This window comes from Pseudomonas sp., from assembly GCF_030690725.1.
Classification (GTDB): Bacteria; Pseudomonadota; Gammaproteobacteria; order Pseudomonadales; family Pseudomonadaceae; genus Aquipseudomonas.
Genome location: NZ_JAUYGD010000044.1, coordinates 1 through 24,228 on the forward strand (window position 1 = coordinate 1; position 24,228 = coordinate 24,228).

Annotated in this window: 22 protein-coding genes; 12 read left to right on the forward strand and 10 right to left on the reverse strand. The window is 62.9% G+C overall.

Annotated features, from left to right (window positions below; all coding sequences use genetic code 11):
• Positions 1-27 precede the first annotated feature (27 nt).
• Positions 28-1,374: an aspartate aminotransferase family protein gene (locus Q8O69_RS10765; protein WP_305591994.1), complete on the reverse strand. Its 1,347-nt coding sequence runs from the start codon at positions 1,372-1,374 to the stop codon at positions 28-30.
• 137 nt (positions 1,375-1,511) lie between these two features.
• Here Q8O69_RS10765 and Q8O69_RS10770 point away from each other — a divergent pair, with 137 nt between their 5' ends.
• The 12 genes from Q8O69_RS10770 to Q8O69_RS10825 all read left to right on the forward strand — a co-directional run bounded on the left by Q8O69_RS10770 (position 1,512) and on the right by Q8O69_RS10825 (position 14,537).
• Complete coding sequence (locus Q8O69_RS10770; protein WP_305591996.1) at positions 1,512-2,429, forward strand: LysR family transcriptional regulator; 918 nt, start codon at positions 1,512-1,514, stop codon at positions 2,427-2,429.
• A gap of 132 nt (positions 2,430-2,561) precedes the next feature.
• The gene (locus Q8O69_RS10775; RefSeq protein ID WP_305591997.1) at positions 2,562-3,479 is read left to right on the forward strand and encodes an aldo/keto reductase; all 918 of its coding nucleotides are present in this window, start codon (positions 2,562-2,564) and stop codon (positions 3,477-3,479) included.
• A 36-nt stretch (positions 3,480-3,515) separates the two neighbouring features.
• Entirely contained in the window at positions 3,516-4,817 is a 1,302-nt protein-coding gene (locus Q8O69_RS10780; RefSeq protein WP_305591999.1) for an NTP/NDP exchange transporter, read from the forward strand.
• 169 nt (positions 4,818-4,986) lie between these two features.
• On the forward strand, positions 4,987-5,658 hold the full coding sequence (locus Q8O69_RS10785; protein WP_305592001.1) for a TetR/AcrR family transcriptional regulator: 672 nt from the start codon (positions 4,987-4,989) through the stop codon (positions 5,656-5,658).
• Positions 5,658-6,242, forward strand: a complete 585-nt coding sequence (locus Q8O69_RS10790; protein WP_305592003.1) for a YigZ family protein — start codon at positions 5,658-5,660, stop codon at positions 6,240-6,242. Before Q8O69_RS10785 ends, Q8O69_RS10790 begins: the two co-directional genes overlap by 1 nt.
• 179 nt (positions 6,243-6,421) lie before the next feature.
• Positions 6,422-6,880, forward strand: coding sequence for a transposase (locus tag Q8O69_RS10795; protein ID WP_305592005.1), 459 nt, complete (start codon positions 6,422-6,424; stop codon positions 6,878-6,880).
• Between the two features lie 290 nt (positions 6,881-7,170).
• A complete protein-coding gene (locus tag Q8O69_RS10800) occupies positions 7,171-8,745 on the forward strand; it encodes an ABC transporter ATP-binding protein (RefSeq protein ID WP_371136103.1) in 1,575 nt (524 codons plus the stop codon).
• 11 nt (positions 8,746-8,756) lie between these two features.
• Positions 8,757-9,860 (forward strand): ABC transporter permease, encoded by a 1,104-nt coding sequence (locus tag Q8O69_RS10805; protein WP_305592007.1) that lies wholly within the window; start codon positions 8,757-8,759, stop codon positions 9,858-9,860.
• 96 nt (positions 9,861-9,956) lie between these two features.
• Positions 9,957-10,883: an ABC transporter permease gene (locus Q8O69_RS10810; protein ID WP_305592009.1), complete on the forward strand. Its 927-nt coding sequence runs from the start codon at positions 9,957-9,959 to the stop codon at positions 10,881-10,883.
• 196 nt (positions 10,884-11,079) lie between these two features.
• Positions 11,080-12,162 carry a BMP family ABC transporter substrate-binding protein gene (locus tag Q8O69_RS10815; RefSeq protein WP_305592011.1) on the forward strand — a complete coding sequence of 361 codons (1,083 nt, stop codon included), beginning with the start codon at positions 11,080-11,082 and terminating at the stop codon, positions 12,160-12,162.
• A 307-nt stretch (positions 12,163-12,469) separates the two neighbouring features.
• Positions 12,470-13,435: a 2-oxoglutarate and iron-dependent oxygenase domain-containing protein gene (locus Q8O69_RS10820; protein WP_305592013.1), complete on the forward strand. Its 966-nt coding sequence runs from the start codon at positions 12,470-12,472 to the stop codon at positions 13,433-13,435.
• 154 nt (positions 13,436-13,589) lie between these two features.
• Entirely contained in the window at positions 13,590-14,537 is a 948-nt protein-coding gene (locus Q8O69_RS10825) for an adenosine deaminase (RefSeq protein ID WP_305592015.1), read from the forward strand.
• A 19-nt stretch (positions 14,538-14,556) separates the two neighbouring features.
• On the opposite strand, the gene Q8O69_RS10830 is transcribed toward Q8O69_RS10825, so the two are convergent.
• The 9 genes from Q8O69_RS10830 to Q8O69_RS10870 all read right to left on the reverse strand — a co-directional run bounded on the left by Q8O69_RS10830 (position 14,557) and on the right by Q8O69_RS10870 (position 24,159).
• Positions 14,557-15,087 (reverse strand): cytochrome b/b6 domain-containing protein, encoded by a 531-nt coding sequence (locus tag Q8O69_RS10830; RefSeq protein ID WP_371136104.1) that lies wholly within the window; start codon positions 15,085-15,087, stop codon positions 14,557-14,559.
• A complete protein-coding gene (locus Q8O69_RS10835) occupies positions 15,087-15,353 on the reverse strand; it encodes a PepSY domain-containing protein (protein WP_305592017.1) in 267 nt (88 codons plus the stop codon). The genes Q8O69_RS10830 and Q8O69_RS10835 overlap by 1 nt, the downstream gene beginning before the upstream one ends.
• Positions 15,354-15,490: 137 nt before the next feature.
• Positions 15,491-17,587 (reverse strand): TonB-dependent copper receptor, encoded by a 2,097-nt coding sequence (locus tag Q8O69_RS10840; RefSeq protein WP_305592019.1) that lies wholly within the window; start codon positions 17,585-17,587, stop codon positions 15,491-15,493.
• 76 nt (positions 17,588-17,663) lie between these two features.
• Positions 17,664-18,035 carry a DUF2946 domain-containing protein gene (locus tag Q8O69_RS10845; protein ID WP_305592021.1) on the reverse strand — a complete coding sequence of 124 codons (372 nt, stop codon included), beginning with the start codon at positions 18,033-18,035 and terminating at the stop codon, positions 17,664-17,666.
• Positions 18,036-18,166: 131 nt separating this feature from the next.
• On the reverse strand, positions 18,167-18,649 hold the full coding sequence (locus tag Q8O69_RS10850) for a copper chaperone PCu(A)C (RefSeq protein ID WP_305592023.1): 483 nt from the start codon (positions 18,647-18,649) through the stop codon (positions 18,167-18,169).
• 89 nt (positions 18,650-18,738) lie between these two features.
• Positions 18,739-20,118, reverse strand: coding sequence for a PepSY domain-containing protein (locus Q8O69_RS10855; RefSeq protein WP_305592024.1), 1,380 nt, complete (start codon positions 20,116-20,118; stop codon positions 18,739-18,741).
• A gap of 46 nt (positions 20,119-20,164) precedes the next feature.
• Entirely contained in the window at positions 20,165-21,613 is a 1,449-nt protein-coding gene (locus Q8O69_RS10860) for a hypothetical protein (RefSeq protein WP_305592026.1), read from the reverse strand.
• Positions 21,601-23,646: a TonB-dependent receptor gene (locus Q8O69_RS10865; protein ID WP_305592028.1), complete on the reverse strand. Its 2,046-nt coding sequence runs from the start codon at positions 23,644-23,646 to the stop codon at positions 21,601-21,603. The genes Q8O69_RS10860 and Q8O69_RS10865 overlap by 13 nt, the downstream gene beginning before the upstream one ends.
• A 126-nt stretch (positions 23,647-23,772) precedes the next feature.
• Positions 23,773-24,159 carry a DUF2946 domain-containing protein gene (locus tag Q8O69_RS10870; RefSeq protein WP_305592030.1) on the reverse strand — a complete coding sequence of 129 codons (387 nt, stop codon included), beginning with the start codon at positions 24,157-24,159 and terminating at the stop codon, positions 23,773-23,775.
• Positions 24,160-24,228: the final 69 nt, after the last annotated feature.

A 24,228-nucleotide genomic window follows, 5' to 3' on the forward strand; every position in this document is an offset into this window, starting at 1 on the left:
TCGCGGCTAAAGCCCCTCCCACAGGAATTAGTCGAGGCTGTTCAGCACGTCGCCGACGGCATTGAACACGGAGTCCAGTTGCTCGGGCGTGGTGTTGAAGGTTGGCCCGAACTGCAGGGTGTCGCCACCGAAGCGCACGTAGAAGCCGGCGTTCCACAGTTTGATGCCGGCCTCGAATGGGCGGATCACCGGGTCGCCGTCACGCGGGGCGATCTGGATTGCGCCAGCCAGACCGCAGTTGCGGATGTCGATGACGTTCTTGCTGCCCTTGAGGCTGTGCAGCTTGTCTTCAAAGATCGGCGCCAGGGCGGCGGACTGCTCGATCAGGTTGTCGCGCTTGAGCAGCTCCAGGGTCGCCAGGCCGGCGGCACAGGCAACCGGGTGACCCGAGTAGGTGTAGCCGTGGCCGAACTCGACCATGTGCTCGGGAATCGCCTGGTTCATAAAGGTGTTGTAGATCTCGCTGGAGGCGATCACTGCGCCCAGGGGAATCGCGCCGTTGGTGATCTGCTTGGCGGTGTTCATCAGGTCCGGGACCACACCGAAATATTCGGCTCCGGTCCACTTGCCCATGCGGCCGTAAGCGGTGATCACTTCGTCGAAGATCAGCAGGATATTGTGCTGGGTGCAGATTTCACGCAGGCGCTGCAGGTAGCCGACTGGCGGCACGATCACGCCGGCGGAACCGGACATCGGCTCGACGATAACGGCGGCGATGTTGGAAGCGTCGTGCAGCTCGATCAGCTTCAGCAGCTCGTTGGCCAGTTCCACGCCGCCGGTTGCCGCCATGCCCTTGGTGAAGGCCAGGTGCGCTTGCAGGGTGTGCGGCAGGTGGTCGGCGTCCATCATCTGGCCGAACATCTTGCGGTTGCCGCCGATGCCGCCCAGTGAGGTACCGGCAATGTTCACGCCGTGGTAGCCACGGGCACGGCCGATAAATTTGGTTTTGCTCGGCTGGCCTTTCAGGCGCCAGTAGGCCTTGGCCATCTTCACCGAGGTGTCGGCGCACTCGGAGCCGGAGTCGGTGTAGAACACGTGATCAAGGCCGGCCGGGGTCAGCTCGGTGATTTTCTCGGCCAGCTGATAGGACAGCGGGTGGCCGTACTGGAAGCCCGGCGCGTAATCGAGGGTGCCCAGCTGCTTGGCCACGGCTTCCTGAATTTCCTTGCGATTGTGCCCGGCACCACAGGTCCACAGCCCGGACAGGCTGTCGAACACGCGGCGGCCCTTGTCGTCGATAAAGTAGTTGCCGTCGGCACCGACGATCAAACGCGGGTCGCGCTTGAAGTTGCGGTTGGCGGAAAACGGCATCCAGTGCGCATCCAGCTTGAGCTGGCTGGCCAGGGACGGGGTTTCGGTCTGCGGCATGTTCATGGTGCGGCCTCGCAAGGAAGGGCGGTGTTCTTATAAGGAGAAGCAGTTGCCAGCAAAGGTGCCACGGGCTTAGAGTCAGGAAAACACGACTCTTCTTATCTTTAGTTAACCATCTACTAAACAATGAGCCACAACCAATGAGCACCCGCCGCCCCGATCCGCTGGCCCAGGTCAGTGATTTTGATATTCGCCTGCTCAAGCTGTTTCGCAGCGTGGTGGAATGCGGCGGCTTTTCCGCTGCGGAAAGCGCCTTAGGGATCGGCCGCTCGGCGATCAGCCAGCAGATGAGCGATCTGGAACAACGCCTCGGCCTGCGCCTGTGCCAACGCGGCCGCGCCGGCTTTGCCCTGACCGAAGAGGGCCGCGAGGTGTACCAGAGCACCCAGCAGTTGCTGGCGGCGCTGGAGAGTTTTCGCACCGAGGTCAACGGCCTGCACCAGCACCTGCGCGGCGAGCTGAATATCGGCCTGACCGACAACCTGGTGACGGTGCCGCATATGCGCATCACCAACGCCCTGGCGCGCTTGAAAGAGCGTGGCCCGGATGTGCATATCCATATCCGCATGACCCCGCCAAGCGAGGTCGAACAAGGCGTACTCGACGGCCGTCTGCATATCGGCGTGGTGCCGCAGACCGTGGCGTTGTCCGGGCTGGACTACCAGGCGCTGTACGACGAGCGCTCGTTGCTCTACTGCGCGGTCGGCCATCCGCTGTTCTATGTCGATGATCAGCAGCTGGAAGATGAGCGGCTGAACGCTCAGGAAGCCATCGCGCCGACCTTCCGCCTGCCGCCCGAGGTGCAGAGCCACTATCAGGCGCTCAACTGCACAGCTAGCGCCTCGGACCGTGAAGGCATGGCCTTTCTCATCCTCACCGGACGCTATATCGGCTACCTGCCTGACCACTACGCCCAGGCCTGGGTGCAGCAAGGCCGCCTGCGCGTGCTGAAACCGGCCAGCCGCTTCTACGACATCAGCCTAGCCTCGGTCACCCGCAAAGGCCGCCGCCCGCATCTGGTACTGGAAAGCTTTCTCGAAGCGCTGGCCGAGGCATAGCGACATACCAGGTAACAACTGCTCAGGCACCACGCTGCGGGTATCGGACTCACAGGTCTATGCTCGGTCGAAGCCACGCCTAGCGCGGCTTCGAACCTTTTGTATCTGTGCAGTGTTACCGCGGAGGAGCTTATGCCTAGCCGTCGTCACTTCATCCAGGGCAGCGCCAGCCTGCTCGCGCTCGCCGCCACGCCGTGGCTACCTTGCCTGGCTTACGCCGACCCCAGCCAACTGCTGAAACGCCCCATCCCGAGTAGCGGCGAGATGCTGCCGGTGATCGGCCTGGGTACCTCGCGCACCTTCGATGTCAGCCTCAACAATGACAGCCTGAAACCGCTGGACTCGGTGATGCGCACCTTTATCAACGGCGGCGCCAGGCTGATCGACACTGCGCCCAGTTACGGCGCCTCCGAAGCGGTGACAGGCGAGCTGCTGAAACGCACCAAAACCCAGGGCAAGGCCTTTCTCGCCACCAAGATTTCCGCCACCGGCCGCGAGCGCGGCATGGCGCAGATCGAGGCCAGCCTGCAGGCGCTGCAAACCGACAAACTCGACCTGGTGCAGGTGCATAACCTGCAGGACACCCGCACCCAGCTGGCCTTGCTGCGCGAGCTGAAAGCCGAGGGCAAGGTGCGCTATATCGGCATCACCCATTACATCGAGTCAGCGCACGACGACCTGCTGGAGGTGCTGGAGAAAGAATCGGTGGATTTCGTCCAGCTCAACTACTCGGTGGGCGAACGCAATGCCGAGAAACGCCTGCTGCCCTACTGCGCCGACCATGGCATCGCCACGCTGATCAACCGGCCATTCCAGCGCGCGCAGCTGCTCAGTCGGGTCAAGGGCAAATCGCTGCCCAGCTGGGCGATGGAAACCGACGCCACGTCCTGGGCGCAGCTGCTGCTCAAATTTATCCTCGCCAACCCGGCGGTGACGGTGGTAATCCCGGCCACCTCCAACCCGCGTTATATGGCCGACAACCTCAAGGCCGGCATCGGCCGCCTGCCGGATGCGGCGCTGCGCGAGAAGATCGTCCAGGCGTTTAGCTGAGATGCACGCGGCTGCCCGCGACGTGGAAGCTAAGCGATGAGCCCAGCGCAACGCCTGGCCCAGGCGATCAACGCGCGGCCGGCCGAGCTGCTGGCGGTGCTGTGCGGGTTTGGCCTGTTCTTCTGCCTGTTCAGCGGCTATTTCATGCTGCGGCCGATTCGCGAGGCCATGGGCATTCGCGGCGGCGTGGAAAGCCTGCAGTGGCTGTTTACCGCGACCTTTCTGCTGATGCTCGCCGCCGTGCCGCTGTTTGCCTGGCTTAACTCGACGGTGGCGCGGGCGCGCTATATCGATTGGGTGTACGGCTTCTTTATCCTCAACCTGCTGGCCTTCGCCGCGCTGTTTCAACGCAGCGGCGACGACATCTGGGTGGCGCGGGTGTTTTACGTGTGGATCTCGGTCTACAACCTGTTCGTCGTCTCGGTGGCCTGGAGCCTGATGGCCGATGTGTTCGACAGCGCCCAGGCCAAGCGCCTGTTTGCCTTTATCGCCGCTGGTGCCAGCTGCGGCGGCTTGGCCGGGCCGGCGCTGGGCGCACTGCTGATTGAGCGCCTCGGGCAGAGCGGGCTGATCCTGCTGGCGGCAGTGCTGCTGGGCATGGCGATTCTGGCCAAGCAACAGCTGATGGCATGGCGCGCGATTGCCGGTGCCGGTCGGCCGGGCGCACCACCCAGCGAAAGCCCGCGCCAGCCAGTGCTGGGCAACCCGTTCAGCGGCCTGACTCGCGTGCTCGCCTCGCCCTATCTGTTGGGCATCAGCGCCTTCGTGATCCTGCTGGCCACTGCCAGTACCTTTCTCTACTTCGAGCAGGCGCGCCTGGTGGCGGAGACCTTCACCGAGCGTAACGAGCAGATTCGCGTATTCGGCCTGATCGATTTCAGCGTGCAGGCGCTGTCCTTACTCGCGCAGCTGTTTATCACCGGGCGCATCGCCCAGCGCTTCGGCATCCGCGCCCTGCTTGCCGGGGTGCCGCTGCTGGTCTGCCTGGGTTTTATCGGCCTGGCCCTGGCGCCGACCTTCGCCATGCTCGCAGCCTTGATGATTGTGCGCCGGGTTGGTGAGTACGCCTTCGTGCGCCCCGGCCGAGAAATGCTCTTCGCCCCGCTGGACGCCGAGAGTAAATACAAGGCCAAGAACTTTATCGACACCGTGGTCTACCGCGCCGGCGACGCCGTCAGCGCCTGGGCCAAAGCCCTGCTCGACATGCTCGCCAACGGTGTATTGATCGCCGCCATAGCAGGCGCCCTCTGCGCAGCCGCCTGGGGCGCGCTGGGCTGGTATTTGGGTGGGCGCAGGGAGCAGAGCGGCCGGCCCGGCGGCGAACGCATCGAGCCGTAGCCCGCAAGCCCCAAAAGCGCCGCAGCACGCCACTTACATGCACAACGCTGGTGCAAAAGCAGGGTTGCAGCGTATCTACGTCGGTTTTTCTGCCCCTTGCGCTTGTCACCCAAGCGGCGCTGGGTTATCAGTGCATTCGTCCGAAAACCTGACCACTGCGGAACCGCCCATGACTGTTGAAGTACTTGCGCACCGAGCCGATCCGAACAACAAACCTGCCGGCCGGATTCGGCAGAAAAACGAAGAAGCGATCATCAAGGCCGCCGAGGAAGAGTTCGCCCGCCACGGTTTCAAAGGCACCAGCATGAACACCATCGCGCAGAACGTTGGCCTGCCGAAGGCCAACCTGCATTACTACTTCAGCAACAAGCTGGGGCTGTATCAGGCGGTGCTGGTGAACATCCTCGAACTGTGGGACAGCACCTTCAACAACCTGACCGTGGACGACGACCCAGCCACCGCGCTGGCCGGCTATATCCGCGCCAAGATGGAGTTCTCCCGTCGCCACCCAAAAGCCTCGCGCATCTATGCGATGGAAGTGATCAGCGGCGGCGAAACCCTCTCGCAGATGCTCAATCAGGATTACCAGGCTTGGTTCCGCGGCCGCGCAGCGGTGTTCGCCGCATGGAGCGCTGCCGGCAAGATGGACCCGGTGGACCCGGTGCACCTGATCTTCCTGCTGTGGGGCAGCACCCAGCACTACGCCGACTTTTCCTCACAGATCTGCCGCGTCACCGGCACCTCGCGCCTGACCAAGCAGGACTATGAAGTGGCCGGCGATAACCTGATTCGCATTATCCTCAAAGGCTGCGGCTTGACCCCGCCCGTCAAAGACGTCTGATGCCCTTCACCCTGCTCGGCCCTTGCGAGTACCGCGAGGAGATTCGCAAAAGCCGCTTTATCGCCCTCACCGCGCCGGTTACCAGCGCGACCGAGGCGCAGGCGTTTATCGCGGCGCATAGCGACGCCAGCGCCAGCCATAACTGCTGGGCCTGGAAGGTTGGCCAGCAGTACCGTTTCAGCGACGACGGCGAACCCGGTGGCACGGCGGGTCGGCCGATACTCGCAGCGATCGAAGCCCAGGAGATGGATCAGGTGGTGGTGCTGGTGATCCGCTGGTACGGCGGCATCCAGCTCGGCACCGGCGGCCTCGCCCGCGCCTACGGTGGCAGCGCCAACAAATGCCTGCAAGCCGCCCCACGCCGCGAACTGGTTATCCGCGAGCCGTACCGCTGCCATTGCCTGTTCGCCGAGCTACCGCTGCTCAAGGCGCGCCTGGCGGAACTCGACTGCCTGCTGGAGCGCGAAGACTACGACACCACAGGTGCCGAACTGCAGCTAGCCATCCCCGCACCACGGGTCGCCGAGCTGCAGCGGTTGCTGGCGGATATCAGCCGTGGGCGGATTGAGTTGCTGCCACAGTAGACTCACTGCACTACGCTTCCTCATTGTGGCTGTGAGCCTGCTGCCTATTTCACGAATTATCGCGGGCAAGCCCGCTCCTACAGGGGGAGCGGCATGACCGTGATGGCGAGGTGCTGCACGCTTTTGTAGGAGCGGGCTTGCCCGCGATCAATATCCAATACACCACAAGAGGCAATGGAATGCCTGCAAAACCCCATGGCCATAGCCTACGGCGTGGCCGCCATTCAGAACCAGAACGCATTTACCTGCTAACCAGCACCCTGCTGCAACGCCGTCCGCTATTCAGCGATTTCAAACTGGCCCGCTTGCTGATCACTGAGTTGCGCGTAGCCCACGAGCAACAACAGGTTGCGTCTCTGGCCTGGGTAGTAATGCCCGATCACCTGCATTGGCTTGTACAACTGCAGTCAGGCTCTCTGGATGAACTGATGCGCCGTATCAAAAGCAAAAGCGCACGGCAGATCAATCAGCACCTCGGCACACAGGGCCAAATTTGGCAGCCGGGTTACCACGACCGGGCACTGCGCCAAGATGAAGACCTGCAAGCGGCGGCTCGTTACATCGTCGCCAATCCATTACGCGACGGCCTGGTAAAGCGTATTGGCGATTACCCGTTATGGGATGCGGTGTGGCTGTGAGTGTGCGCCGCTCTCAGGATTTATCGCGGGCAAGCCCGCTCCTACAGGGGATATCGGCGTGACCGGGATGGCAGGGCGATGCACACTTTTGTAGAAGCGGGGGGGACGCCTAGTTATTGCCCGCGATGCGCCAAAAACGTACCAAGCCGCAAGACTGCGCACCAAGCTGGAGCCTCCAGCAGGCATGGGCTTACAGCAACGCATTAGCCAGCACGGCACAGCGGCTTTTCTGACTCACTGGCCAGCTTTTTGCTTTAGCCAGGCCAGTTGTCATTCCTGAGCCACTGCCCATGTCCAGTTCCCCCTCTGTTCCACGCTTGCAGCTGAGCGGTATCAGCAAGCGCTACCCCGGCTGCCTGGCCAACGACCGTATCGACCTGAGCATCGCCCCTGGGGAAATCCATGCGTTGCTGGGTGAGAACGGTGCCGGCAAGAGCACCCTGATGAAGATCATCTACGGCGTTACCCAGCCCGACAGCGGTGAAATCCGCTGGCACGGCGAAGCCTTGAATATGCGCGATCCGGCCATGGCCCGCAGCCTCGGTGTGGGCATGGTGTTTCAGCACTTCTCGCTGTTCGAAACCCTGACGGTCGCGGAGAACATCGCCCTGGCCATGGGCGCAGCGGCCGGCACGCCGAAACAGCTGGAGCCGAAGATCCGTGAGGTCTCGCAGCGTTACGGCATGGCCCTGGAACCGGGCCGCCTGGTGCACAGCCTGTCCATCGGTGAACGGCAGCGGGTGGAGATCGTGCGTTGCCTGATGCAGGACATCAAACTGCTGATCCTCGATGAGCCGACCTCGGTACTCACCCCACAGGAGGCCGACGAGCTATTTGTCACCCTGCGCCGCCTGGCCGCCGAGGGCTGCAGCATTCTGTTTATCAGCCACAAACTCGGCGAAGTGCGCGCCTTGTGCCAGAGCGCCACAGTGCTGCGAGGCGGCAAGGTGTCGGGCCATTGCGTGCCGTCCGAGTGCAGCGATCTGCAGCTGGCGCGGCTGATGGTTGGCGATGCCGAAGGCCTGGAAAGCAGTTACCCGAAAGCCAGCGGCGGCCTGCCGCGCCTGCGTGTGGATGACCTCAGCTGGCACAACGCCGACCCGTTCGGCAGCTCCCTGAGCAACCTGCGCCTGGAGGTGCGCAGCGGCGAGATCGTCGGCATCGCCGGAGTCGCCGGTAATGGTCAGGACGAGCTGCTGGCCCTGCTTAGCGGCGAAACGCGGTTGCCACGCAGCGAGCGCGAACGCATCAGCCTGGACACTCAGCCGATTGCCGATCTGTACCCGGATGCGCGGCGCAAGCTGGGCCTGGCCTTTGTCCCGGCCGAGCGCCTGGGCCACGGCGCGGTGCCGGACATGAGCCTGGCCGACAACGCGCTACTTACCGCCTTCCAGCAGGGTTTGCTAAGCAAAGGCCTGATTCAGCGCGGCAAGGTGCGCGCCCTGGCCGATGAGATTATCAAGCGTTTTGCGGTGAAAACGCCGGATGCCGATGCGCCCGCGCGCAGCCTGTCCGGCGGCAATCTGCAGAAATTTATCCTCGGCCGCGAAATCCTGCAGAACCCCAAATTGCTGGTCGCAGCGCACCCGACCTGGGGCGTGGATGTGGGCGCGGCGGCGGCGATCCATCGCGCGCTGATTACCCTGCGCGATGCCGGCGCGGCGATCCTGGTGATTTCCGAAGACCTCGACGAGCTGTTCCAGATCAGCGACCGCATCGGCGCGCTGTGCAGCGGCAAGCTCTCGCCCCTGGCCGCCACGGCAGACACCGAAGCCGTTGATGTCGGCCGCTGGATGGCCGGCGAGTTCGCAGCGCTGCCCACTATCACAAGCACGCCCGCAGCCACTGCTGCCGGCCTGAGCTGACGGAGTTTTCCATGCTGTTATCCCTCGAACCGCGCGGCCAGCAATCGCGCGCCATGCTCTGGTTGTCGCCACTGCTCGCCGCTGTACTGACCCTGTGCAGCGGCGCGCTGCTGTTCGCCCTACTCGGTCATGACCCGCTGCAAACCCTGCACACCCTGCTGATCGCGCCGCTGGCCGACTGGTATGGCGTCTCCGAACTGCTGGTCAAGGCGCTGCCGATTCTGCTCTGCGCCCTCGGCCTGGCCGTGGCCTACCAGGCGCGCATCTGGAACATCGGCGCGGAAGGTCAGCTGCTGCTCGGCGCGTTAGCCGGCAGCGCCATGGCGATCCAGATTATCGACTGGGACAGCCGCTGGGCACTGGTCTGGGTGGTACTCGCCGGCGTGGCAGCGGGTGCAGCCTGGGGCGGCCTGACCGCCTGGTTGCGCACGCAGTTCAATGCCAACGAAATCCTCACCAGCATCATGCTCAACTACATCGCGCTGAACCTGCTGCTGTTCTTCGTACACGGCCCGTTGAAGGACCCGGCCGGCTTCAACTTCCCCGAGTCGGCGATGTTCGGCGATGCCAGCCGCCTGCCGCTGGTGAGTGAGGACGGTCGCCTGCATGCCGGCCTGTATTTCGCCCTGCTGGCCCTGGTGGCGGTGTGGGTGCTGCTGCACAAGAGCTTTCTCGGTTTTCAGATCAAGGTGCTCGGCCTCGACCGCCGCGCCGCCGGTTTTGTCGGCTTTCGCGAGAAGCGTCTGGTGTGGTTTGCCCTGCTGGTCAGCGGCGGCCTGGCCGGGCTGGCGGGTGTCGGTGAAGTGGCCGGGCCGATTGGTCAGCTGGTGCCGCAGGTATCCCCCGGTTACGGCTATGCGGCGATCACCGTGGCCTTTCTCGGCCGCCTGAATCCGCTCGGCATTCTGTTCGCCAGCCTGCTGATGGCCCTGCTGTACCTGGGCGGCGAGAACGCGCAGATGACCATGAACCTGCCCCAGGCGATCACCCAGCTATTCCAGGGAATGATGCTGTTCTTCCTACTCGCCTGTGACGTACTGATCCTTTATCGGCCACGGCTGAAGCTGAAGTGGGCGCAACGAAAAACTAAAGCCACCGCCGAGGCCCTGGCCTGACAAAGAACCTGTAGGAGCGAGCTTGCTCGCGATCCGCGGCGAGACCGATCGCGAGCAAGCTCGCTCCTACAAAAGCTATACACATAGGAATTCCCGATGGATCTCGACCTGTTAAGCAATATCTTCTACGCCATGGTGCGCACCGGTACGCCGCTGTTGCTGGTGGCCCTCGGTGAACTGATCTGCGAGAAGAGCGGCGTGCTCAACCTCGGCCAGGAAGGCATGATGCTGTTCGGCGCGGTGATCGGTTTTATCGTCGCCCTGAGCACCGGCAACCTGTGGCTCGGCGTGCTGCTGGCGATGAGCGCCGGCATGCTGCTGTCGATGCTGTTCGCCGCCGTGGCCCTGGGTTTTAACGCCAACCAGGTGGCCACCGGGCTGGCGCTGACCATCTTTGGCGTCGGCCTCTCCACCTTTGTCGGCGCGGCCTGGGTCGGCAAGCCGCTGGCCGGTTTTGAGCCCATCGCCATTCCGCTGCTTAGCGAGATTCCGCTGATCGGGCGCATGCTGTTTGCCCAGGACATTCTGGTTTACCTATCCTTCGCCCTGTTCGGTTTCGTGGCCTGGGTGCTGCTGAAAAGCCGCATCGGTTTGATCATCCAGGCGGTCGGTGAAAACCCCGACGCCGCCAGCGCCATGGGCCTGCCGGTGCTGCGCGTACGCACCCTGGCAGTGCTGTTTGGTGGCGCCATGGCCGGCTTGGCGGGCGGTTACCTGTCGCTGGCCTATACGCCGATGTGGGCGGAAAATATGACCGCTGGGCGCGGCTGGATCGCCCTGGCGCTGGTGGTATTTGCCAGCTGGCGGGTATTGCGCGTGTTGCTCGGCGCCTACCTGTTCGGCCTGGCCAGCATCATCCATCTGGTGGCACAGGGCATCGGCCTGTCGATCCCTTCCAACCTGCTGGCGATGCTGCCCTATGTGGCGACCATCCTGGTACTGGTGCTTCTGTCACGCGATGCAATCAAGACTCGCCTGTTTGCTCCGGTATCCCTGGGCAAGCCTTGGCAGCCGGGGCACTAAGCCCTTACACGCACCAGCAGGCAGCATGCTCTGCCGCTTACGCACCAGCAAAGCACCCGCACAGAACCCCGCCACGGCGGGGTTCTGCGTTTTAGCGCGGCGCGCAGCGCTAATTGTCCAGTTGGTCAGCTTTTTGCAATCGAACTGGCAGCTGTTTAACAACAACGTACCCACACACATCGGAGTTCCACCGACCATGTTCGAGAAGAGCAAAAAACCTCTGCTGCGCACCCTCGTTGCCGCCCTTGGCTTTAGCGCCACATTGGGCGCTTCCGCCGCCGATCCGTTGAAGGTCGGCTTTGTCTATATCGGCCCGATTGGCGACCATGGCTGGACCTACCAGCATGAGCAGGGCCGCCAGGCGGTGATCAAGCAGCTGGGCGACAAGGTTGAAACCAGCTACGTGGAGAACGTGCCAGAAGGTGCGGACGCCGAGCGGGTGATTCGCAACATGGCCAAGGGTGGTTATGACCTGATCTTCACCACCTCCTTCGGCTACATGAACCCGACGCTGAAAGTGGCCAAGCAGTTCCCCAAGCTGACCTTCGAGCACGCCACCGGCTACAAGCAGGACAAGAACCTCGGCACCTACCTGTCGCGCTCCTATGAAGGTCGTTATGTCGGTGGTTTCCTCGCGGCGAAGATGACCAAGACCAAGAAGATCGGCTACGTCGCCTCCTTCCCGATCCCGGAAGTGATCCGCGATATCAACGCCATCCAGCTGGCGCTGGACAAGTACAACCCCGGCACCGAGATCAAGGTGGTGTGGGTCAACTCCTGGTTCGACCCGGGCAAGGAATCCGATGCGGCCAACGCGCTGATCGACCAGGGCGTCGACGTGGTGTTCCAGCACACCGACAGCCCAGCGCCGATCCAGACCGCTGAGCGTCGCGGCGTGCATGCAGTGGGCTACGCTTCGGATATGGCGCACTTCGGTCCAAAGGCCGTGCTCACCTCGATCGTCAACGACTGGGGCCCGCACTACGTCAAATCCACCCAGGCGGTGATCGACGGCAACTGGGCGCCGCAGGATTTCTGGGGCGGTCTGGCTGAAGACACCATCAAGCTGCCGATCAGCGACCTGGTGCCAGCGGATGTGAAAACCGAAGCCGAGCAGATCATCGCCGATATCAAAAGCGGTGCATTCCATCCATTCACCGGGCCGATCAAGGACCAGAGCGGCGTCGAGAAGATCCCGGCCGGCGTCGCCGCGACCAACGCCGAACTGGCCTCGATGAACTACTACGTGGAAAACGTAAAGGCTGAACTGCCGAAGTAAGCCCCTCTCACACACATCAAACCGATGCCGTCCCTGCCTCACCGGCAGAACCGCATCAGAAGGACGATGCCTTAACCGGCATCGTCCTTTTTCGCTGCTCCCGGAGCCTGTCGGGCTCAACCGTTCGTCGCGAGGGAAAGCCCGGTTTGAGACAGTTTTGCGGCTTTACCGAGGCGAATAGCGCGCTATTTAACGAGGGAAAGCTGCAAAAGTGGCCAAATCCGGATTTTTCGCAGCAGAACAGTGTTGAGTTCGACAGGCTCCTTAGTACGAGAAGACTCGCAGCACCGCCCCACCCGGAGCCTCTATGAACACCCTACCGATCATCGACATTGCCCCACTCTACAGTGACGACCAAACCGCCTGGCCCGCCGTGGCCGAGCAGATCGACCGCGCCTGCCGCGACTGGGGCTTTTTCTATATCACCGGCCACCCGATCAGCCCGGCGCGTATCGCCGAATTGCTGAGCGCCGCCAAGACCTTCTTCGCCCTGCCGGCTGCAGAAAAGCTCAAGATCGACATCACCCAGACCGCCCATCACCGTGGCTACGGCGCGATTGCCACCGAGCAGCTGGACCCGAGCAAACCGAGCGATCTCAAGGAAACCTTCGATATGGGTTTCCATATGGACCTGAATCATCCTGAGGTGCTGGCCGGCAAACCGCTGCGCGGGGCCAACCGCCATCCTGACCTGCCCGGTTGGACGACGCTGATGGAGCAGCACTACGCAGATATGCAGGCGTTGGCGCAAACCCTGCTGCGCGCTATGACCCTGGCCCTAGATATCGACTGCGACTTTTTCGACACGCGCTTTCATGAGCCGATCAGCGTGCTGCGCATGATCCACTACCCGCCGCGCCACACCGCCAGCAGCGCCGAACAGCAAGGCGCCGGGGCGCACACCGATTACGGCTGCATCACCCTGCTCTATCAGGACGACGCCGGCGGCCTGCAGGTGCGCCACCGCGATGGCCAGTGGATCGACGCGCCGCCGCTTGCCGGCAGTTTTGTGGTGAACATCGGCGACATGCTCGCGCGCTGGAGCAACGACCGTTACACCTCGACTCCGCACCGGGTCATCAGCCCGCTGGGAGTGGATCGCTACTCCATGCCGTTCTTCGCCGAACCGCACCCGGACACCGAGATCAGCTGCCTGCCCAACTGCTCGAACGCCGCCAATCCGCCGAAATATCCATCCGTCACCAGCGCCGACTACCTGCTATCGCGCTTTGCTGATACCTATGCGTATCGGCGTGAAGAACAGGCCGGCTGAGACGTGGGAGGGGCTTTAGCCGCGACAGCTTTGGCTTTGGCGATGTCGCGGCTAAAGCCCCTCCCACAAGTAGCGCATCGCCCTACCGATTCGGCGAAATCCTGTCCTTACGGTTAAACTTTGTCGCGACCACGCCTGATAACGAGATCTGACCATGTACGACTGGCTCAATGCCCTGCCCAAGGCCGAACTGCACCTGCACCTGGAAGGCTCGCTGGAGCCCGAGCTGCTGTTTGCCCTGGCCGAGCGCAATAAGATCGCCCTGCCCTGGAACAACGTCGAAGCGCTGCGCAGTGCGTATGCCTTCAACAATCTGCAGGAGTTTCTCGACCTGTATTACGCCGGTGCCGATGTGTTGCGCACCGAGCAGGACTTCTACGACCTGACCTGGGCCTATCTGCTCAAGTGCAAGGCGCAGAACGTCATCCACACCGAACCGTTCTTCGACCCGCAAACCCACACCGACCGCGGTATTCCCTTTGAAGTGGTGCTGCGCGGCATCAAGCAGGCACTGGTCGACGGCGAGAAACAGCTGGGTATCAGCCACGGTTTGATCCTGAGCTTTCTGCGGCATTTGTCCGAAGAAGAAGCGTTCAAAACCCTTGAACAAGCCATGCCGTTCCGCGATGCGTTTATCGCCGTCGGCCTGGACAGCTCGGAGATGGGGCACCCGCCGCGCAAGTTCCAGCGGGTGTTCGATAAGGCGCGCAGCGAAGGTCTGCTGACCGTCGCCCACGCCGGTGAAGAAGGCCCGCCCGAATACATCTGGGAAGCGCTGGACCTGTTGAAGATCGAGCGTATCGACCACGGCGTGCGCGCCATCGAAGACGAGCGGCTGATGCAGCGGATCATCGACGAGCAGATCCCGCTGACCGTCTGCCCGCTGTCGAATACCAAGCTCTGCGTGTTCGACGACATGCGCCAGCACAACATCCTGCAGATGCTCGAACGCGGGGTGAAGGTGACGGTGAACTCGGACGACCCGGCCTACTTCGGCGGCTACGTCACCGAGAACTTCGCGGCTCTGTACGACAGCCTGGGCATGACTCAGGAGCAGGCCAAGCGCCTGGCGCAGAACAGCCTGGATGCGCGCCTAGTCTGAGCCGCGACAGATATAAACCTCAGTGATCCAGCTTGCGCCGCTTGCCGGTGACCATCGACAGCGGCAGGTTTTCCTTCAGGCGGTAGCTTTCAAACAGCGCCGCCGCGATATGCAGGCCCACCAGGGCCATCAGTGCGTTGGCGCAAAACTCATGAATCTCCTCGGGTAAATCAGCGCCCCAGAAGTAGTCGACTTCCTCCATCAGAAAGCCGGTCACACCCAGGCCGAGCATCAGCAGCATCATGCCGACCATCACCAAGCCACCCAGCGGGGAATGCCCCATGCGGTGATAATCACGCCCGCTGAGCAATGCCCGCAGGTGTTTGGCCAGGCGCGCCCGGGTCGGCCAGAAGTCCGCCCAGCGCGCTGCCGGTGTACCGATAAAGCCCCACACCAGGCGAATCGCCAACCAGGCCACGGCGTAGTAACCGAACCAGCGGTGCCAGTTCTCGCCCTCTTCGGTGAAGAAGTAATTGGCCAGGAAAGCGCTCGCCAGAGACCAATGGAACAACCTGACCAGCGGGTCCCAGAGGCGTGTGGTGGCGTTCATCAGCCTTCAACGCCGCCTTTGATGACCTTGCCGCTGACCGGATCGAAGTAGATTTCGACCTTCTGGCCATCTTTATTGAACCCGTAGATTTCGTAGCAGTTGCCGCCAGTCACTTTGAACTTCTTGATCTCGTAGCCCTGGGCTTCGAGGTCGGCCTGGAACTTGTTCTGGTCCTGCCACTGCGCCTTGTCGGCGGTGGTGCATTGGGTGGCGGCGAAGGTCAGCGGGCTGGCCAGAGCCAGAGACAGCAGAAGCAGTTTGCGCATGGTGAAGTCCTCGTGATGCAGGGGAAGTTGTGTGTCTGCGGGGACTACTCTCGCGCGGCAAGCTTAAGGCTGTATTAGGAAACGCAAAGGGCCCATCAAATGATGAGCCCTTTGCCAACACGCCAGATCTATCAGGATCAGAAGTCGTAATCGACCTTGGCCCACAACGTCCGGCCTGGCTCGTCGATCCGGGTATCGGCAGGGAAGCCGAAACCGGCATCACCGCCCAGGTTGAGGTGCTCGGCGTATTGCTTGTCGAGCAGGTTATCCACGCCGGCGCTGAGTTTGACCTGCTTGGTCACACGGTAAGCACCGTTGAGCGAGAGCACGCCAAAGCCGGCGCTGTCGCTGAAGTCCTGCCCCACCACGTTGCCGCGTCCATCCGCAATGCGGCCCTGGCCATCGACCACCCGCCACAAACCGCCGACGCTCCAGTCGTCACGCTGATAGGTCAGGCCCAGGCGTGCTTCCAGAGGCGGCATCTGCGGCAGCGCTTCGCCATCGGAGCTGTTTTTGCCCCAGGCATAAGCCAGGGTGGCATCGGTCTTCCAGTTGGCACTCAAGTCATACGCCACCCCCAGCTCGCCGCCCATGATGCGCGCATCGATGTTGTCGGCCTGGGTGCTCATGCCGCGGTAGTCGAACAGGATGTAGTCACGCACCTGACCGACATAGGCCGAGGCCCAGGCCTGTAGGGCGTCGCCCTTGTATTGAATACCGACATCCAGCTGGGTGGTCTTCTCCGGCTGGATGCCGTCAAAGGCATTGTCCGCACCGGCAGGGCCGTTAAGCCCGGCGGAGAACAGCTCCCAGTAGTCGGGGAAGCGTTGCACATGGCCGATACCGGCATAGACAGTAGTCGGTGAGCCAGATAGATCATGCTCGTAACGCACAAAGCCGCTCGGCAGGGTGTCGGCGCGGGTTTCGTCCGCCGTCGGGTTGGGCGTCGGCATGCCCATCATGCTGCTGAAGCTCGGTCGCAAATCCTTGGCCGAGGCGCGATCCAAACGCGCACCGGAGATCAGTCGATCACGCTCGTCCAGACGCCAGGTGGACTCGGCGAACACGCCGTAGTTGTGCATCAGCGCGTCCTTGTCCCAGGGGAAGCGGTCAGTATCGACGTAGGGCATGCCCATCATGCCGCCGCTGGAAACGCGCTGGCGGTGCTCGCTGCGCTGGGCATCGACGCCGGTGATCAGTTCGACATCCTCCCACGCCCAGGTGGCAGCCAGACGTGCACCCAGGGTGCGGCGGTCAACCTGGGCGGCCATCGGGCCGCTCATCATGCTGGTCGGATCGGGCATGCGCAGGCGGAAGTTGTCCATGATGTGGTCGGCGTAGTTGTAGTAGACCTTGGCCTCGACCTTATCCAGCACGCCACCGAGGTTGCTGCGTTCCACGCGCAGGCCAAGGCTTTCGCGCTGGAACTGGGTGCCGTCCATGCTGCGGCCGCCGTAGCGCGCCTCGCCATCACCTTTGCCGGCGGTGAGTTCGATCAGGGTGTCGGCATCCGGCGTCCAGCCCAGGGCCACGTCGCCGTTCCATTTGTCCCAGCGCGAGGGGATGGTGTCGCCGTTTCCGTTCTCGTAATCGTCCGAATGCGAGCGGTTGCCGGTCACCCGCAGGTAGCCCTGCTCGCCGCCCACAGCGCCATCCAGGGTCTGGTCGAAACGGCCGTTGGAGCCCGCCAGCACGCTGGCATGCAGCCGCGCACCCAGCTCACCGAAACGCTCCGGCTCACGGTCGAAACGCACCACACCGGCCGAGGCACCTGGGCCCCAAATCACCGTTTGCGGGCCCTTGGTCACGGTCAGCAGGTCAAAGGTTTCCGGCGAGATGTACGAGCTGGGTGCATCCATCCGCCCTGGGCAGGCACCGAGCATCTGCCCGCCGTCGGTGAGCAGCAACAGCCGTGAACCGAACATGCCGCGCAGCACGGGATCACTGTTGCTGCCGCCGCTGCGAATCGCGGAGAAACCGGGAATGGTCTTCAGGTAATCGGCGGCGTCACTGGCCGGCACCGGCTGGCGCGGGTCCTTGGGGTCGGCCACCACAGTCAGTGGCGAGCTTTGCTGCACGGCGGTGACCACCGTTGGCGGCAATTGCAGCGCGTGGTGTTCCGGGTCGTGTTCGGTGGTTTGCGCGGCATGCGCCTGAGTGGCCAACAGCAGGCCGACGCACAGTGGCGCCAGACGAAAGGGGGCAGCGCTGATCAAAAGCGAACGAGTAGACATGACTATTCCAGAATCGAGACAAAACCAGGGAATGGCCAGCACCGCATACGCGGCACCAGCAACAGGGCAATGGCGATCAGGAATAGGCAGGCGGTGCGCGGCTGCGCGAACCGGGGAAAATAGCTGAGCGGGCAACGCCGCTGCGTACCGGCGCACTATGCCGATCCGCAGGCGCAACGGCCGTCAGGGCTAGCGTTGGACTGGCACAACCGGTGGCCGGGCTGTTGAGCAACAGGGTGCAATAGCCGCACTTGGCCCACAACGCGTCGTGATCCAGCGGGTTGTCATGGCTACCGACATGCTCCCCGCAGGCCAGTTCCGTCAGCCAGGCCGGTTCAGCCGGTGCAGTGAGCTGCGACAGCAACGGCCCGACACTGAGCAACAGCATGGCCAACAGGGCCAGCCAGCTTGCGCGGTAATGGGCAGTAAAGGAGCGATTGCGGGGCATCACGACAACTCAAGAATCCTGCGCCGAGTATGACTAACGGCCTAAGCAGGACGGCTGATGCAAATCAATGACGGTGAACATCACCGAACAACAGCAACCCCGCTACAACGCAGCGGGGCTGGGTGCGCAGATTAGTGCGCGTGGCCTTCGCCATGAGTTTTCTCACCGGCAGGGGCGTCCTTGTGTACGGCGATTTCCACTTCGACCGCACCGGCTTTTTCGAAGGTCAGGGTCAGCGGGAAGCGCTCACCGTCCTTGGCCTGCTGCTTCAGGTTGAACAGCATGACGTGGTAACCCATCGGCTCGAATTTCACTTCGCCACCGGCAGGAATAGCCACATTCTGCACCTGCTGCATCTTCATCAGGCCATCGGCGTGAATATGCTCATGCAGCTCGGCCTTGCCGGCCACCGGGGTGCTGGCGCTGAGCAGGCGATCCGCTTCAGTGCCCTTGTTGTGCACCACGAAATAAGCGGCCGCCGTCGGCGCTACGGCCGGCATTTCCCGCGACCAGGGGTGTGCGATATGCAGCTCGCCAGCGTTGTATTCGTGGGCACTGGCGAACAGGCTCGGGCTCAGTAGAGCGGCAATCAGCAGGGTCTTTTTCAGCAGCATGGTGTTCCTCCATAAGTGGACTGACTGTCCATAACACGTGTTGTAACGCGAAGCATTGGCGCGGGCCAGGCCCGCGCCGGTTAATCCATTCAGCCGTTGGCCAGCCGCTGCCCGGCAAGGCGCGACAGCAACAGCCAATCCAGCGCCCAGATCAGCAACAGGGATGCGCCCACCAGCGGGAAAGCCGCGCCCAGCAGGCCCATGATCACTATCGCGGTTTTCCAACGTGGCAGGTCGTGGCGCAGTGGCGGTACGCCGAGCTTGCCGCTCCGTCGGCGTTGCCACCACATGATCAGGCCGCTGATCGCGCTGAGCAGCACCAGCAGGCAAACCGCGAACATCAGCAGCTGGTTGGCCAGGCCGAACAGCTTGCCTTCATGCAGCATCACCCCGGTTTCCACGGTTTTTGCCACCATGCCGTAATCCTTCCAACGCACATCGGCGAGCACCGCACCGCTGTACTGATCGATATGCAGGGTCGCGTCATTACGCGGGTCAGCGGCAAACAGGGCGATGCTGTACACCCCGGTTTCACCTTTCGGCAGGGTGATGCTGTAACCCGGCTGCACGCCGCGTTCGGCAGCGGTGTCGACCACGTACTGCAGCAGGTTGGCCGGGGCGGCAGGCGTCTCGGCAGTGGCATGGCCGTTATGCGCGGCGTGTGGATCGGAGGCCGGCAGTGGTGTGGTTTCCACCGCCCAGGCCACGGTCTGCTGGCTGCTGGTGTTGAGGCTGCCGGTGAGCTTGCCGGACTGCGGTACGTCGTCCCACATCGCCGCCGGGAAGTGGTTCCAGGCGCCGGCAAACTGGGCGCCCCAGAAGCCGGTCCAGGTCATGCCGGTGAGCAGCATAAACAGCAACAGCAGCGAGCCCCAAAAGCCAGTCACCGCGTGCAGGTCACGCCATAGCAAACGCCCACGGGCACTCAACCTTGGCCACAGCACACCGGCACCGGAACGCCCGCGCGGCCACCACAGGTACAAACCGGAGACCACCAACACGATGCCCCAACCGGCGGCCAGTTCGATCAGTCGATCGCCCAGGGTGCCGACCATCAGGTCGCCATGCAGCTGGCGGGCGATGGCCTGCAGATTGAGATGCGCATCCTGGCTGCCGAGAATCCTGGCGCTGTAGGGGTCAACAAACACATTCAGGCTCTGGCCATCAGCCTCCAGCACAAACTGCGCACTGCGCTCGGCGTTTACCGGCGGCAGGTACTGGCTGATGCTCGCCTGCGGATACGCCTGGCGCACCAACGCCAACTGCTGATCCGCCGAGATCGCCTGCTCGGCAGGCGTGACCTGCAGCAGCTCGGCATACATCAGTTGGTCAAGTTGCGGCTTGAACAGGTAGATGATGCCGGTGACCGAGAGCAGGATCAGAAACGGAATCACAAACAGCCCGGCATAGAAATGCCAGCGCCAGGCCAGGTTGTAGAACGAGATGTTCGACGTTGTTGGCTTCTGCATAGTCAGCTCCAGGTATGGCCAAAAAGAGTGATGGATCGGCAGCGGCTCATCGACGCTGACCCCGGCGTAACAGGCTCAGGCCCACCAGCGCCAACAGCACATGCGCCAACGCGACGAGGCCCAGCAGCAGGTGCTTGTAGCCATTGCCAAGGCCTGCGAGAAATTCCCACTTGTGCAGGTAGGCGAAGGTCCAGCCTTCCGCACGGTCGGCATCCTGCACGCGGCTGGCCAGAGCACCGTCCAGCGGGTCGATAAACAGCGCGGTGTTGTGCGCATCGGCATAGCTGGCTTTGAATACCGGCAGACGCTTGAAGACGAAGCCGTACTCATGATCGAAGCTGTGCTGCAGCGTAAGCGTCTGCGCCTCACCCAGCCCTAGGGTCTTGGCGTAATAATCGAGGCGCTGCTGGGCATAACGGCGCGGCGTGTCATTGCCCAGCTCACGGCCCTGAGCATCGAGGTAGTGCAGGCTGGGCATGCTGGCGAACTGCTGCCCCTGGGCACGCCAGATCGGCTTGCCGTCGAGTTCAAGCAGGCTGAGCATGTACAGTTCTTCACCAGCCAGCAGCCAGTCGGCCGCCGGTGCCTTATCCAGCTCGGCCACGTTAAAGCTCGGCACAAAGGGCGCCGGCCAGGGCTGCGCACCCTGCTTGTGCAACAGGTGCCAGGCACCGCTGCTGGCAAAGCTCAGCGTCGCTAAGGCCAGCCCCAATCCCCACCAGCCGTGCAGCCGCCGGTTGAAAGTGCGGGCACGCCGGCGGGCAATAAATAGCGTGATACCGAACAGCGTCGCCGAGACAATCGACGCCAGCAGCACCAGCATCAGTACTGGCCGTAGCGGCCCCGCCGCATCCAGCCAGCGAAAGCTGTGCATCGTCTGGAAGAACGCGCTGAACCAAGCCTTGCGCTCATCCACCAGAGTGCCGAGGCGGTCATGGAACAGATCGACATACAGGCGCAACGAGTCATCGCGCTGGGTATCGACCCGCGCCACCGGCAGCAGGCGGTTGATAAAGGCATATTCGCTGGTAAAGCGCTCGATGCTGCCGGCATAGGCCAGCGGCTCGTCACGGCCCAGGTAATGCCGCGCAAGGCTTTCGGCATGAGGGCCGGCCAGCTCGACCGCCTGACCACTGCGTGCATGCCAATAACGCGGCTGCAGCTCGCCGGCCAGACGCGCCTGGTAATACGGCTCAGCGTCCAGTACCAGCAGGCGCAAGCCCTGCACTTGCGTAACACCCGCAGCGCCGAGCACCTGCGCAGGGCTGCGCAGGTTATCCAGCGGCAACACCTGCTGCGGTGTGGCCATAGTCTGCGGACGCGGCTGCAGGTAGCCCATCAGCGGGTGCAGCATGCCGCTGCCCGCCCAGCTGAAGATGCCCAGGCAGGCCAGCAGCGCCAGGCGCTTGTGCCACGGCATCAGCCGTAGCAGGCGCTGGCGCCAGGTCAGGCGCGGCAGCTCGTGCGCTTGCAGCGCCGCCGTCAAAGCTTCCACTCCAGGCCGACATACAGGCTGCGACCGTCACCGGGCATAAACAGCGCGGCATCCTGGCCACGGGCATTGGCGACTACGCCGGTGGTGGAGATATAGGTCTTGTCGGAGAGGTTGCGCCCTTCGACGAAGAAGCCCAGGCCTTCACGTGGACGATAACCGCCCTTCAAGCCCCAGATTGCATAGGCTTCGGCATACAGCGATTCGGCATGGTCGGCGGCGTAGTGCACCGGCACCCACTCCACCGTCGGGCCGGCATACCAGCCATTGCGCTGCCACAGCGCCTCACCCTTGAGGAACTGGCTCGGCACGCCGGCTATGCGGTTGTTGCCGTAGGCCGGGTCGTTGTCGAAGCGGAAGTCATTGAGCAGGTACTGACCGCGCAATACCACCTCGCCCAGCTGCCAGGCGCCACCGAACTCGATGCCCTGGTGCACGGTGCGGTCGGCGTTCGTGGTGACCACCTGCGTCGGGTTGAGCGGGTTGACATAGCCCAGCAACTCGTCACGAATCTCGCTGCGGTAAACCGCCAGGTCCAAGTCCAGATTGCCCTGGGTGAAGCGCATACCGGCCTCCAGGGTGGTGGCCTTCTGCGCCTCGTTCTCGGTGACGATGGCGCCCCCGGTCAGCTCGCTGAAGGTCGGCGGCTCATAGCTCTGGCTGAGGTTGGTAAACAGCTGCACGCCGTCGGCCAGGTCATGGCGCAGGCCGATACGACCGATGCGTGCGCTGTAGCTGCGGTTGAATGATGCATCCTGAAAACCAGTCGGCATGCCAACAAAGTTGAAGCTGCTTTTCAGCTTGTCATCGATATCGCGCTCGCTGTGCAGCCAGGTCAGGCCGCCGATCAGCGCCCAGTCCTCGGCCAGCGGCACTTCCAGCTCGGTAAAGGCATTCAGGCTGCGGGCCGTCTGCACCTGGCGGTCCACCAGGTTGCCGCGTTTACCGCGCACGTTGACGTAGTTTTCTGCCTGGTTACGGCCTTGCAGTGCTTCCACGCCACCGCTCCAGCGCCAGCCATCGCTGTTGTGCCACTTGTGGGTCAGGCGTACCCCGACATCTTCACTGTCGACTTCCAGCACCTGGAAAATCGGGTGCCACAGCGATTTCTCGCTGTAGAAGCTCGACAGCTCCAGGCTGTGCCCGCCGTCCAATTGCAGGGTGGTGATATTGCCGATGCGGTTGAGGGTGAAGTCGCGTTTGTTATCGCCGGTCACCGTGCTCAGTGCAGCCTGCTCAGGGTTACGCCGCAGCTGCGCCTTGGTCAGGCTGCCGGGGATTTCCGAATCGGTTTCCACGTGGCTGATATAGAAGCGGGTCGACAGTCGCTCGTTGATCCGCCCGCCGATATTGGCGAAGTAGCGCTGGTTCTCCTGGCGCGCGTGATCACGGAAACCGTCCTGGGAGTAATCGGAGAAGCTCAGGTAGGCATCCCAATCGCCAAAGTCTTCCGCCACCGCGCCGAAGATGCGCTGGTAATCAAAGCTGCCGGCCTCGGTGCGCAGCTGCACCTTGGGCGCAGTTTTGCCGGTGGGCGTGACAAAGTTGATCGCCCCGCCCAGGTTGGCGGCGCCGTAGCGCCAAGCGTTGGCGCCACGCATGACCTCGATATGGTCCAGGGCAATCGGCTCGATGCTCTGGAAGTCGCCACTGCCATCAGCCAGGTTCAGCGGCGCGCCGTCCTGCATCAGCAGAATGCCGCGCTGGTGGAAAGTGCGCTGCAAGCCAGAGCCACGGATCGACAGGCGCGATTCCTCGGCACCGGAACGCGACTGGATATACACGCCCGTGGCCTGGCCCAGGGCATCCTGCGGCGAACTGGCGCGGCCGGTCTTATAGGTTTCGCCATCGACCACGCTGGCACCACCGGGAATCCGCGCAAACTCGGCGCGCTTCTCGGCAATGCTCGGTGCAGTCGCATCCCCATGCTGCTGACCGATCACGGTGCTGTCTTCTAGTTTGAGATGCTCGGCATAGGCGGAACTGGCCAGGCTGATGCTGACGGCCAGCAGGCTGAATACGGATATCTGACGCATGAACTTCCCCAACTTCGGCCTATCGGGTGCTACCTAAATGCAGGCTTTGGGCACCGACAAGCGCAGTTTCTTATCTGGTCTCAAGTAATAAGCGCGGCAAGCAAATGCGGCCGCAGCAAAGGCAACTCAAGCCAGAACGGGGGATGCGCGGGGATTGGCCGAAGGCCAGAGATAGCGGACAGGTCGCGGGGTAAAGAAGAAGGTCAGCAGTGGCGCGCGGCTGGGGGTCAGCAAGCCCAGCAGGCCGAAGAACGCCGCGAGAATGATCGCGCTGAACATGGAACTCAGGGAACAACCGGAGCCGGTGGCGGGATTGGGCGCAACAACGCCGGAGCCATCCAGATCCGCGCCCGCACCGAAGTTGCCTTCGAACGAGCAGTACTGGCTGCTCAAGCCGCTGAGCTGCAGGCCAGCCATCTGCCCGTGACCGATACTGCAGGCGAACGCACTGAACAGAACGCTGAAATACAGCATCCAGGCCAGCAGGCGACGGTCAGTACGGGTCATTTTCATGGGGCGCGACTCTAGCATTGCTCCGGGGCGCATATGACACAGCGGCACTGCGATGGATTGCCGCAGCGC